The following is an 11,669-nucleotide window of genomic DNA, read 5'->3' as shown; positions in this document are numbered from 1 at the left end:
GCGCGCGGTGTCAGCCGGTCGTCACCCGGACGATCGGTAGCCAATGGGCGATCTCGGCCGCGCGGCTGCCGGAGGCGCTCACCGCGCCGGAGCTGCGGGCCGCGTCGAAGTCGAGCAGGCCGGTGGCCAGCAGCAACCAGGTGCGCGGGTCGGTCTCGATGACGTTCGGCGGGGTGCCCCTGGTGTGCCGCGGACCCTCGATGCACTGCACCGCGACGAACGGCGGCACCCGCACCTCGACCGAGTGCCCGGGCGCGGCGGCGGCCAGTGACCGCGCCGTCGTCCGCACCGCCGCCGCGAGTTCGCTACGCGCGGGGGCATCGACCGATTCGTCCCGCAACCACTGGCTCACCACCGCCACCGCCGCCCGCGTCTGTGCCGGGTCGACCGTCCCTCGTCCTGCCACGTTCCCGACCCTACTTCCCCCTTCTGCGCACTCGGCCGGGTCGCCCGGCGTTCCCTCGAAGGCGCGAGATCCGGGCGCTTGGGCCCGAGCGCGGCGCGCCACCTCCGCGTGCGGAAACCTCCAGACGGCGGGCCACGCGTGGCGCAATCGCCCCACCGGCGTTCATGGCCAGGTGCAACAGCGCGGGGGCCACCACGCCCCCGGTGCGGCGGCGCAGCCAACCGAACACGAGGCCGCCCGCCGTGGTCACCGCGACAGTGGCGGGCACACTGTCACCCACCGCGCGCGCAGGGGCCACGTGCCAGAGGCCGAAAGTCGCCGCGCCGAGCCAGACCCCGGTTCGCGGGCCGAAAACGTTGTCCAACAGCGGATCGAGCGTGCCGCGGAAGACGAGTTCCTCGCTGTAGACGGTGCCGACGGGGATGTGCACCGCCACCCACTCCGCGGTCGACACCTCGGGCCCGCGGACGGCGAGCTCGGCCAGCTGCCGCCGCAGCGACGGAACGGTAAGGGCCACACCGTAACCAGCCACGACGACCGAGGCCGCGAGCAGCCCGTAGCGCACCCCGCGCACCGAGTATCGGCCCGGCTCGGCGCGCAGCGCGAGCGCGTACGCGGTGGCGAAACCGGCGTTGGCGGCGGTCCGGCCGCGCACACCGAGACCGAGGCGGGGCAGCACCGCGTTGTTCCAGAGCAGCGGAAGCGCCACGGCCGCAATTGTTCTCGCGGTGCGACGCGAACTCACTTGGTCGTCCGCTCGTAGTCCTCCGCGGCCTCCACTTCGAGGCGGATCCGTTCGGAACGCTCCGCGGTCCAGTCCGGCGGGGCCGCGATGGCCGCCCAGCCGTCCAGCACCAGGCTGCCGTAGCGGTGCCCGTGCCCGTCGGTGACGGCTTGCGCGTTGGTCAGGTCGGCGGCCACCTGCCAGAAGGTGACGAACGGCCACCAGCGCATCTGGGAGGAGACGTCCGAACCACGCGACTCCGACAGCCAATCCGGTTGCGAGAAGATCAGATCCGGCGACCACCAGACGATCGGGTCGGACGCGTGCTGCAGATAGGCGATGCGCGGCGACCGCCACTCCGTCGAGGGCCGCGCCAGGTCGGCGCTGTCGGAGGCGAACCGGACCACCAGTCCGTCCGCGTACAGCGGCTGGACCTCACGGGAACCCGGATCGCGGCGCGCGACGAACTGCTGCCACAGCCGGTTGGAGTTGGGCGGACCGACCCACAGCGCACCGTCGACCTTGGCCCGCAGGTCCGCGAGACCGTCGAAGGCCGCCTCTGATCCTTGCGAGCCCAGGCTCTCCCCGTACACCAGCAGCTTGGGACGGACCTGCGGCGGGCGTGCGGTCCAGTGCTCGTACACGGCGTCGAACAGGTCCTTGCCCGCCGCGGCGGCCTTCCCGCGGTCGGCCAGGAACGACAGCACGCTCGGCAAGTAGGAGTACTGAGTGGCGACGATCGCGGTGTCCCCGTCGTACATGTACTCGAGCGCGGCCGCGGCCAGCGAGTTCACCCATCCGGTGCCGGTGGTGGTGACCACGACGATGACCTTGCGCTCGAATGCCCCGGTGCGCTCCAGCTCGGCCACCGCCAGCTCGGCCGGTTTCCGGTCGCCTTCGACCGATTCCAAACCGACATAGGCGCGGATGGGTTCTTTCGCCGGACGGCCGGTGAGGGCGCTGATACGGCTCGCCGTGGGGCCGTGTGAGACGAACCAGCGCCCTTCGAAGCCGAGGGTCTCCCATTTCGCCAGCGACGTGGGGCTGCCGGAGCGCTCCGGCCGCTGCGGCTGCACGGCGTTCACCGAGGTGTGGTCGTTGCGCACGCTGAAGGCCGAGTTGGCCACGGCGAAGAACGCCCGCGTGGCGACGCCGTTGAAGATCGTCACCGCCAGCACGACCAGCACCAGGAACCCGGCGGCCGGCGCCAGCTCGCGCGGCACTCGCACCCACCGGTTGAGCAAACGGGCCAGGAACAGGATGACCTCGCGCACCGTGCGGTACACCGCGACCGCCGCGGCGCCGACGGCCAGGCTGAGCAAGCCGGTGCGCAGATAGGCGGGCGTGGTGGTGCCCTCCATGCCCATCAACGCCGTGATCTCGCGCTGCCAGCGCGCCGACTGCACCAGCATCAGGGCGGCACTGAGCGCGGCCGTGAAAAGCACCGCCGACTTGACCGCGTAGCGCACCCAGGTGGGCGGGGCGGCGATCTTCAGCCGCGGCCGCACCCAGAGCCGGAACAGCCACTCCAGCAGGCAACCGACGCCGTACCCGAGCGCGGCGTTGATCCCGCTGATCAACCCTTGGAACAGCCAGTCGCGCGGCAGCAGCGACGGCGTCACCGACAGGGCGAAGAACACCGTGGCGACCACCAAGCCGACGTAGTTGAGATCGATGACGTCCTCGGCGCGCCGGGTCGCCGCGACCGCGCGTCTGCGCAGCCGCCGCATGGCACCGGCGGTCTCCAACATTCGACAAGTATGGCGGGCGCCTCCGACGATCCGGCGCGTCGCCCGGCGTGACGCGGAAGCGGTCGACGCAGATCACGCCGCCCGGCGCTGGAAAGCCCGGTAATCGAACGCGCGGGCACGGATGGCAACTACCCATTCCGCTCGAGTAGTTGTACCGGGGTGCGGGGGCCGCGCCGCCCGGAAACTTCTTGTCCATGAGCACATCGACCGCCCGCACGAAGGCTACCGCCGCTTACGTCGCGCAGGCCGCGATCGCCTTCGGGATCAGCTTCGTCGGAGCGGGCATCGGCATCTGCCGACTGCCCCTGGACATCTGGCAGCGCGGATTCCTCGGGATGTCGATGCTCTTCCTGGTCACGAGCACGTTCACGCTGGCGAAAGTGGTTCGCGACCAGCACGAGGCGGCGACCGTCCACGGTCGCATCGACCAGGCGCGGATGGAGAAGTTGCTCGCCGAGCACGATCCGTTCAATTCCGTCGCCTGATCACGCGCACCTGGGCGGGCCCGGCAACGAGGGGTCCAGGCCCGCCCAGGTGGGCGTCCGGCTCAGACGGCGCCCGCGCCGAACAGCTTGGGCAGCGTGCCTTCGTGCGCGGCGCGCAACTCGTCCAGCGTGATCGAGAACTGGCCCTGCACCTCGACCGAATCCGCGCCCTGGTCGACCACGCCGATGCGCACCCACGGCAGTTCGCGCGCGGTGCACATGCGGGTGAACCTGGTCTCCTCCGAGCGCGGCACGGCGACCAGCACCCGGCCCGCCGACTCGGAGAACAGGGTGACGAACGGGTCCGCGTCCTCGGGGAGCAGGATGCGGCAACCGGTCTCGCCTGCGAGCGCGGCCTCGACGACGGCCTGCGCGAGACCGCCCTCGGAGAGGTCGTGGGCGGCGCTGATCATGCCGTCGCGCGAACCGGCGGTCAGCACATCGGCGAGCAACTGCTCGCGGGCGAAGTCGACCTTCGGGGGGACGCCGCCGAGATGGTCGTGCGCCACCTGGGACCAGATCGAGCCGCCGAACTCGTCGCGCGTCTCGCCGAGCAGGATCAGCGTCTCGCCCGGTTCCAGGCCGATCCCGGTCGGAATGCGGCGGTGCACGTCATCGATCACGCCGAGCACGCCGACCACCGGGGTCGGCAGGATCGCGGTCTGGCCGGTCTGGTTGTAGAAGCTGACGTTGCCGCCGGTGACCGGGATGCCCAGCGCCACGCAGCCGTCCGCCAAGCCGCGCACGGCCTGCTGGAACTGCCACATCACACCGGGGTCCTCCGGCGAGCCGAAGTTCAGGCAGTTGGTGACCGCCTTCGGCGTCGCGCCGGTGGTGGCCACGTTGCGGTAGGCCTCGGCCAGCGCCAGTTGCGCACCGGCGTACGGGTCCAGCTTGGTGTAGCGGCCGGAGGCGTCGGTGGCCAGCGCGATCCCGCGGCCGGTCCGCTCGTCGATCCGGATGACGCCCGCGTCGGCCTGGTCGGCGAGCACGGTGTTGCCGCGCACGTAGCGGTCGTACTGCTCGGTGATCCACTTGCGGCTGCACAGCTGCGGGCTGGAGATCATCCGCAGCAGCGTGGCGCGCAGTTCGTCCGCGGTCTTCGGCCTGGCCAGCCCGTCCGGCGTGTTCGCGATCAGCGCGTCCTGCTCCTCGGGCCGCGCGACCGGGCGCTCGTAGACCGGGCCCTCGTGCGCGACGGTGCGCGGCGGCACGTCCACCACGGTGTCGCCGTGCCAGGTGACCACCAGCCGGTCGCCGTCGGTGACCTCGCCGATCACCGTGGCCAGCACGTCCCACTTGCGGCACACGGCCATGAACGCCTCGACGTTCTCGGGGGTTACCACCGCGCACATGCGTTCCTGCGACTCACTGGAGAGCACCTCGGCGGGCGTCATTCCGGCCGCGCGCAGCGGCACCTTGTCCAGCTCGATGTGCATGCCGCCGTCGCCGGCCGCCGCGAGCTCGGAAGTGGCGCAGGACAATCCGGCCCCGCCGAGATCCTGGATGCCCACCACCAGCTTCGCCGCGTACAGCTCGAGACAGCACTCGATGAGCACCTTCTCGGTGAACGGGTCGCCGACCTGCACCGAGGGCAGCTTCTTGCGGCCGGCGCCGGACTCGTCACCGGAGAAGGTGTCCGAGGCGAGCACCGAGACGCCGCCGATGCCGTCAAGGCCGGTGCGCGCGCCGAACAGCACGATCTTGTTGCCGGTGCCGGATGCGAAGGCCAAGTGCAGATCCTCGACCCGCATCACGCCTGCGCACAGCGCGTTCACCAGGGGGTTGCCCTGGTAGGAGGCGTCGAACACGGTCTCGCCGCCGACGTTCGGCAGGCCGAGCGAGTTGCCGTACCCGCCCACGCCGCGCACCACGCCGTCCACCACGCGACGGGTGTCGGCCGCGTCCGCCGCGCCGAAGCGCAGCTGGTCCATCACCGCGATCGGGCGCGCGCCCATCGCCATGATGTCGCGCACGATGCCACCGACGCCGGTGGCCGCGCCCTGGTAGGGCTCGACGTAGGAGGGGTGGTTGTGGCTTTCGACCTTGAAGGTGACCGCCCAGCCGTCGCCGACGTCGACCACGCCCGCGTTCTCGCCGATGCCCGCGAGCATGGACTCGCGCATCTCGTCGGTGGTGGTCTGGCCGAAGTAGCGCAGGTGCACCTTCGAGGACTTGTAGGAGCAGTGCTCGCTCCACATCACCGAGTACATCGCCAGTTCGGCGTCGGTCGGCCTGCGCCCGAGGATCTCCTTGATGCGGGCGTACTCGTCGTCTTTGAGGCCGAGTTCTTTATAGGGTTGCGGCACGTCGGGGTTTGCTGCGGCTGCGCTGACGGTGTCGACCTGCGGAGTCACGGAGTACCAGGGTCCTTTCGGCCGGGCATTGTGAAGCGACGAGCGTTGTCACTGGGTGGCGGCGAGATGCCTGGTGTAAGTCTAGAGGCAGTGGGTAGCGGCCCCACGCACCGGCTACTCTGAGCCGGTGAACGAAGGATCGGGAGCCGCGACTCCGGGTGGCGGATCGATCACCACGGACACCGCGTCGACCCGGATCGGGCAAGCGGGAACCGCGTCCGATGTCGCGGCGCCGAACCAGCGGGCGCCGCAAGTGCGCTGGCTGATTGCTGCGATCGCGTTGTTCGCCGTGTCGGCACTAGTTTCGCTGCTGGCGCACTGGTGGCACGGCTACATCGACCTGCAGGTCTATCGCAACGGCGCCCGGGTGTGGTTGGACGGCGGCGACCTGTACGGTCCGATGCCACCGGTGGAGGGAATCGGGCTGCCGTTCACCTATCCGCCGTTGGCCGCGTTGTTCTTCGCGCCGCTGGCCCTGATGCCGCTGCTGCTCGCCGAGGTGCTGGTGGTCGCGACCAACGTGGCGAGCCTGGGCATCTCGCTGTGGCTGGTGCTGGCGCGCCTGCGTCCCGAGCTGTCCCGCCCGGCCGTGCTCACCCTGGTGATCGCCGCGGTCGCGGTGGCGCAGTTCTTCGAACCGATCCGCCAGACCTTCGGTTTCGGCCAGATCAACCTGGTGCTGCTGGCCGCGATCACGCTGGACTGCCTTATGCGCAAGCCGTTCTGGCCGCGCGGCATGCTGATCGGCATCGCCGTCTCGGTGAAGCTGATCCCGGCCGGTTACCTGCTGTACTTCGTGCTGCGCAAGGACTGGAAGGCCGCGGGCACGCTGGTGGTCTCCGCGATCGCGGCGGTGGGGCTCGGATTCCTGCTGTTCCCCAGCGATTCCGTGGACTACTGGTTCCACACCCTGGCCGATACCGGCCGGATCGGACCGCCGTACTTCGCGGGCAACCAATCCATCAAGGGCATGGCGTTCCGCTTGGGCGTCGGCGACACGGTGGCCACCCTGCTGTGGATCACGCTGTCGGTGCTGGCCGTCGCGCTCGCCGCGGTGTGGATGCGCAGGCTGATCGACGCGGGCGCGACCGTGGCGGCGCTGCTGGTGAACGCCGCGGCGGTGCTGCTGGTCTCGCCGGTGTCCTGGTCGCATCACTGGGTGTGGATCGCGCCCGCCCTGGTGCTCACCGCCGACCTCATGGTGCGCGGCGCGCGCAGCCCGCGCGTGATCGGCGCGGTCGCGGCGGGCTGCGTGCTGTTCCTGATCGGCCCGCACTGGCTGCTGCCGCACTCGCGCGACCGCGAGCTGGACTGGGCCTGGTGGCAGCAGATCATCGGAAGCAGTTACGTACTCGCCACTCTCGCGGTGTTCGTCGTGGCGGTGGCCACCTACCGCCCGGTGGTCTCGGGTGTGAGGAAGGCGGCCAGCGCCGCCGCGTAGGCCGGAACGTCGGACGCGCCCATCAACTCACGCGCCGAATGCATCGCCAGCTGCGGCGCGCCCACGTCGACGGTCGGCATGCCGGTCCGCGCCGCCGTCATCGGTCCGATCGTGGAGCCGCAGGGCAGGTCGGCGCGATGCACGTAGCGTTGCAGCGAGACTCCGGCCTGCGCGCAGGCCAGGGCGAACGCGCCCGCGCCGGTGGCGTCGGTCGCGTAGCGCAGGTTCTGGTTCACCTTCAGCACCGGCCCGCCGTTGACCTCGATGCGGTGCGCGGGCTCGTGCCGCTCCGGATAGTTCGGATGCGTCGCGTGCGCCATGTCACCCGACGCGCACACCGAACCGGCCAGCGCGGCGAGGTAATCGGCGCGACCGCCGCCCCGCGCGAGCACGATGCGCTCCAGCACCGCGGGCAGCAGATCCGACTGCGCGCCACGGTCGGACTGACTGCCGACCTCCTCGTGGTCGAACATGGCAAGCACCGGCGTCGCCGCGCCCGGCTCGTCGAGTGCGGCGAGGAACGCCTGCAGGCCCGCGTAGCAGGTGCCCTGGTTGTCCAGGCGCGGCGCGCTGACCAGATCCCGGTCGCGGCCGACCAGCCTGCTCGGCGTCAGATCGTGCGTCATCAGCTCCCAGCCGAGCACGTCGCCGGGATCGACCTCGGCCCGATCGGCCACGAAGTCGACGAACGCGTCCGCCTCGTACCCCACACCCCAGATCGCGTTGACGTGCCGTTGCGGATCCAGGGTGACGCCCCTGCGGTCCTCGGACAGGTGGATGGCCAGCTGCGGCACGCGCAGGATCGGCTCATCGATGCGGATCACGTGCTCGCGCACCGCGTTCCCGTCGCGCACGCTCAGTCGCCCCGAGATGCCGAGCTCTCGATCCAGCCAGGAGTTCAGCCACGCGCCGCCGTACGGCTCCAAGCCGACCAACTGCCACCCTGCCGAAGTCAGGTCGGGGTGTTGCTTCACCCGCAGGTTGGGGCTGTCGGTGTGCGCTCCGACGACGCGGAACGGGGTCGCGCCCGCGGCCTCCCCCGCGGCCCAGGCGACCAGCGATCCTCCACGGACCACGTAGTGCCTGCCCGCGCCGTCCACGGGCCAGGGCTGCGATTCGGCGAGCCGGGTGAATCCGCGCGCGTCCAATTCCGCGGCGACCGTGCGGCAGACGTGGAACGGTGACGGAGACGCATCGATGAACGCGCACAACCCGGCGGCGGTGGCTGCGGTGGTGGAGACGGGCATGCCTGCGATCCTAGGCAAGCCGACCGCGACCGGCCTGTCGCGGTCGAGTAGCCACGCGTGCCGAATACCGGATCCGGGCCGGTGTGGTGGATACCGAAATCGCCGAGAATCCACCCGTTGCAGCCATCCGCGATGCACCGATTCCCGTCGGAACATAACGCCGATAATGGTTTGCCGAGTGATCACGAATCGGACGATCGGGGCATTCATCGGATGAATGTCCGGTACTTCGAAGTATTTACTCCGAGGCGATGGAAACCAGGTCGAGCAATCGCATGAGTTCGGTATATCGACGCGCTCCGATGCGCCCGCGCAACTCCTGTTCGGCACGCGCCTCCTCCGCGCGCACCTCGGCGACCAAGTCCGCCCCGAGCCTGCTGAGACCGATCAGGATGCGCCGCCGATCGTCCTGCGCGGCGAGCCGGAAGATCAGGCCGCGCTCGGCCAGATAGTCGGCGTGCCTGGTGGCCGAGGACGGCGCCAGCTGCGATCGGGCCGCCAGCTCGGTCATCGTGATCCCCGCGTCCCCGCACAGATTCGACAGCATCGACCACTGATCCGGCGAGAGTTGCCTGGCGCACAGTGCCGCGTCCAAGTGCCGCACCCACCCGCGCTCAGCGGCACGCAGCGCGCCATGCAGCGTCGAATTTCCGCTTACAATGGACGTCATTATTTCCCTGCCTGCCGTGAAATTCACTCGAACGAGAAGAAGAGTACCGAATACCGACGCCGATCGAGAGCCTCGACGGCACGATCGAGATCCGCAACATAGTTCCGCGGCTGGGACCGGGCGGTATCGTCGCACCGTCCCGCGATGCGGCGATAACGCTGGCGGTCGAGGAAATCAACCGGAGCGCGGGAATTCTGGGACGAGAAATTCGTACCACGAATATCGACGGCGGTCGGCCGCCGCGGGAGGTCGCCGCCGAGGTCTCCGCACTGCTGTCCACCGGCATGGTGCACGCCATCACCGGGTGGCACACCTCCGCGGTCCGCCGGACCGTCGCGCGAGCCTGGCCGATCCGGCACTCGACCTCGCCGACGGCGTGGTGATCCTGATGGTGGGCGCGGACGTCGCCCGCTTCAACCGGCAGTACACGGCCACCGGCCGCGCGGGCGAGCCAACTGCGGGTCAGCCCGTCCGCCGACGAGAACGTGCTGCTGGCGGCGGGCCCGGAGGCCAACAACGACTTCTTCGTGGCGTCCAGCTTCTTCCTCGACGGACGCACCGCCGACGGATGCGACCGCCTGACCCGCTACCACGCGCGCCACGGCGCGTTCGCCCCCGCGTTTGACCAGCTTCGGCAACGCCACCTACGAAGCCGTCCACACGCTGGGCGCGCTCGCGCGGACGGTCGGCTCACTGGGCGTGCCCGAAATCCTCCACGCCCTCGATCACGGCCTGATACTCGAAATGCCTTCCGGCATCCGGGGTTTCCGAGGCAACCAGGCCCTCCAGCACGGCTACCTCGCCCGCGCGGAAGGCGTCGACTTCCACATCATCGACCGCATCAGCTGAACCGATACCACCTACCTGGCCAACTGGCGTCGTGCACGCCCGCGAATAACCCCCTACACCCCTACCAGCGTGTCCAGCACCGAGAGGAACAGGCCGAGGCCGTCGTCGCTGGGGCCGGTCAACGGCTCGGTGGCGTGTTCGGGGTGCGGCATCAGGCCGACCACGCGGCCGTTGGCCGAGGCGATGCCCGCGATACCGCGCTGCGAGCCGTTCGGGTTGCCGCTCGCGTAGCGGAAGACCACCCGGCCCTCACCCTCCAGTTCGTCCAGCACGGCTTCCGACGCCTGGTAGCGCCCCTCACCGGATTTGAGCGGGATGAGGATCTGCGCGCCCGGCTCGAAGCGGGAGGTCCACGCCGTCGACACCGATTCCACGGTGAGCCACTCGTCCCGGCAGATGAAGTGCAGCCCTTCGTTGCGGGTCAGGGCGCCGGGGAGCAACCCGGCCTCGCACAGCACTTGGAAGCCGTTGCAGATGCCCAGCACCGGCAGCCCGCCGCCCGCCGCGCGCACGACCTCGTCCATCACCGGGGCGAACCGGGCGATGGCCCCGGCACGCAGGTAGTCACCGTAGGAGAAGCCGCCGGGCACGATCACCGCGTCGACGCTCTTCAGATCGGCGTCGGCGTGCCACAGGTTGACCGCCTCGGCGCCGGCCAAGCGCACCGCCCGTACGGCGTCGACGTCGTCGAGCGTGCCGGGAAACGTGATGACCCCGATCCGGGCGGTCATGAGACGCGAACCACCTTCCACTCCTCGATCACCGTGTTGCACAGCAGCGATTCGGCGATCCGCTCGAGTGCCGCGTCGTCGACGCTGTCATCGACGTCGAGTTCGAATCGCTTGCCCTGCCGCACGTCCGAGACGCCCTCGAATCCCAGGCGCGGGAGTGCGCCGGCAATGGCCTGCCCCTGCGGATCCAGGATCTCGGCTTTCGGCATCACCTCGACCACGACTCGTGCCACGCGTTGCTCCTCATGTGGTTGTGGGGTTACCTCAGCAGCGTAGTTGTGCTGGTGGGACGCGGCATCCGCGGGGTCGCCGAGACATCGGCGCTGTCGCGGAGAACACACCGCGCGTGGATAGCATGGCGGCATGCGCATAGCCCACTTCGGTCACTCCTGCCTCCTCGTCGAGTTGCACGGCAAGAAGATCCTGTTCGACCCGGGCACCTTCTCGCACGGCTTCGAGGGCCTCACCGGCCTGGACGCGATCGCGGTCACCCACCAGCACCCCGACCACATCGACCCGAACCGGATCGAGGCGCTCATCGAAGCCAACCCCGGCGCACGGTTGCTGTCGGATCCGCAGACCGCCCAGCAGCGCGGCGAGCGGTGGGAGGCGGTGCGGGCGGGCAACGTGCTGACCATCGGCGGTCTGCAGATCACCGGCGGCGGGGGCAGGCATGCCGTCATCCATCCGGAGATCCCCGTGATCGACAACACCGTCTTCCTGCTGGGCACCCCGGGCGATCCGGCCCAACTGGTCCATCCCGGTGACTCGCTGTGGGTGCCGCCGGTGCCGGTCGGCGTCCTGGCCGCCCCGGCCGCGGCTCCGTGGATGCGGATCAGCGAGGCGGTCGACTACCTGCGCGCGGTCGCCCCGCGTGTCGCCCTGCCGATCCATTTCGGCATCATCCAGCGCGAAGCGCGGGGCATCTATTTCGGACGCCTCACCGAGATGGCACCGGAGGGAACCGAATTTCGGGTGCTCGAGCCGGAGGACGCCACCGAACTGTAG

At 70.0% G+C, this 11,669-nt stretch carries 13 protein-coding genes; 5 read left to right on the top strand and 8 right to left on the bottom strand.

The genetic code is table 11. The annotated features are described in order from the left end of the window. Positions 1 to 10 precede the first annotated feature (10 nt). From HOV91_RS10695 to HOV91_RS10685, 3 genes are read right to left on the bottom strand one after another with little or no spacing between them, the layout of a single operon-like run. A complete protein-coding gene (locus tag HOV91_RS10695; protein ID WP_174185297.1) occupies positions 11 to 406 on the bottom strand; it encodes a sterol carrier family protein in 396 nt (131 codons plus the stop codon). 10 nt (positions 407 to 416) lie between these two features. Next, entirely contained in the window at positions 417 to 1,115 is a 699-nt protein-coding gene (locus HOV91_RS10690; RefSeq protein ID WP_312884555.1) for a CPBP family intramembrane glutamic endopeptidase, read from the bottom strand. Positions 1,116 to 1,147: 32 nt separating this feature from the next. After that, positions 1,148 to 2,881: an alpha/beta hydrolase gene (locus tag HOV91_RS10685; RefSeq protein ID WP_174185295.1), complete on the bottom strand. Its 1,734-nt coding sequence runs from the start codon at positions 2,879 to 2,881 to the stop codon at positions 1,148 to 1,150. Between the two features lie 194 nt (positions 2,882 to 3,075). Here HOV91_RS10685 and HOV91_RS10680 point away from each other — a divergent pair, with 194 nt between their 5' ends. Beyond that, positions 3,076 to 3,366: a YiaA/YiaB family inner membrane protein gene (locus HOV91_RS10680; protein ID WP_174185294.1), complete on the top strand. Its 291-nt coding sequence runs from the start codon at positions 3,076 to 3,078 to the stop codon at positions 3,364 to 3,366. A 62-nt stretch (positions 3,367 to 3,428) separates the two neighbouring features. Here the strand turns inward: HOV91_RS10680 and purL are convergent, their stop codons facing one another. Continuing rightward, a complete protein-coding gene (gene purL, locus HOV91_RS10675) occupies positions 3,429 to 5,723 on the bottom strand; it encodes a phosphoribosylformylglycinamidine synthase subunit PurL (protein WP_174185293.1) in 2,295 nt (764 codons plus the stop codon). 127 nt (positions 5,724 to 5,850) lie between these two features. On the opposite strand from purL, the gene HOV91_RS10670 reads away from it, so the two are divergent. Continuing rightward, a complete protein-coding gene (locus tag HOV91_RS10670) occupies positions 5,851 to 7,164 on the top strand; it encodes a glycosyltransferase 87 family protein (protein WP_312884554.1) in 1,314 nt (437 codons plus the stop codon). On the opposite strand, the gene HOV91_RS10665 is transcribed toward HOV91_RS10670, so the two are convergent. Both HOV91_RS10665 and HOV91_RS10660 read right to left on the bottom strand, forming a co-directional pair. Beyond that, positions 7,113 to 8,411 carry a M18 family aminopeptidase gene (locus HOV91_RS10665; protein WP_174185292.1) on the bottom strand — a complete coding sequence of 433 codons (1,299 nt, stop codon included), beginning with the start codon at positions 8,409 to 8,411 and terminating at the stop codon, positions 7,113 to 7,115. The genes HOV91_RS10670 and HOV91_RS10665 overlap by 52 nt on opposite strands. A gap of 238 nt (positions 8,412 to 8,649) precedes the next feature. After that, the gene (locus HOV91_RS10660) at positions 8,650 to 9,081 is read right to left on the bottom strand and encodes a MarR family winged helix-turn-helix transcriptional regulator (RefSeq protein ID WP_063049273.1); all 432 of its coding nucleotides are present in this window, start codon (positions 9,079 to 9,081) and stop codon (positions 8,650 to 8,652) included. Positions 9,082 to 9,131: 50 nt separating this feature from the next. Here HOV91_RS10660 and HOV91_RS39815 point away from each other — a divergent pair, with 50 nt between their 5' ends. Further along, the gene (locus HOV91_RS39815; protein WP_312884558.1) at positions 9,132 to 9,464 is read left to right on the top strand and encodes an ABC transporter substrate-binding protein; all 333 of its coding nucleotides are present in this window, start codon (positions 9,132 to 9,134) and stop codon (positions 9,462 to 9,464) included. 238 nt (positions 9,465 to 9,702) lie between these two features. After that, the gene (locus HOV91_RS39810; protein ID WP_246349974.1) at positions 9,703 to 9,930 is read left to right on the top strand and encodes a hypothetical protein; all 228 of its coding nucleotides are present in this window, start codon (positions 9,703 to 9,705) and stop codon (positions 9,928 to 9,930) included. Positions 9,931 to 9,983: 53 nt separating this feature from the next. On the opposite strand, the gene purQ is transcribed toward HOV91_RS39810, so the two are convergent. Both purQ and purS read right to left on the bottom strand, forming a co-directional pair. Further along, entirely contained in the window at positions 9,984 to 10,661 is a 678-nt protein-coding gene (gene purQ / locus HOV91_RS10650; RefSeq protein WP_174185291.1) for a phosphoribosylformylglycinamidine synthase subunit PurQ, read from the bottom strand. After that, on the bottom strand, positions 10,658 to 10,894 hold the full coding sequence (gene purS, locus HOV91_RS39805) for a phosphoribosylformylglycinamidine synthase subunit PurS (protein ID WP_174185290.1): 237 nt from the start codon (positions 10,892 to 10,894) through the stop codon (positions 10,658 to 10,660). Before purS ends, purQ begins: the two co-directional genes overlap by 4 nt. A gap of 130 nt (positions 10,895 to 11,024) precedes the next feature. Between purS and HOV91_RS10640 the strand changes: the two genes are divergently transcribed. Then, complete coding sequence (locus HOV91_RS10640) at positions 11,025 to 11,669, top strand: MBL fold metallo-hydrolase (RefSeq protein ID WP_174185289.1); 645 nt, start codon at positions 11,025 to 11,027, stop codon at positions 11,667 to 11,669.

Source organism: Nocardia barduliensis (assembly GCF_013315795.1).
Lineage (GTDB): Bacteria > Actinomycetota > Actinomycetes > Mycobacteriales > Mycobacteriaceae > Nocardia > Nocardia barduliensis.
The sequence above is the reverse complement of the archived record's forward strand: the minus strand, read 5'-3'. Positions and strand labels throughout refer to the sequence as shown.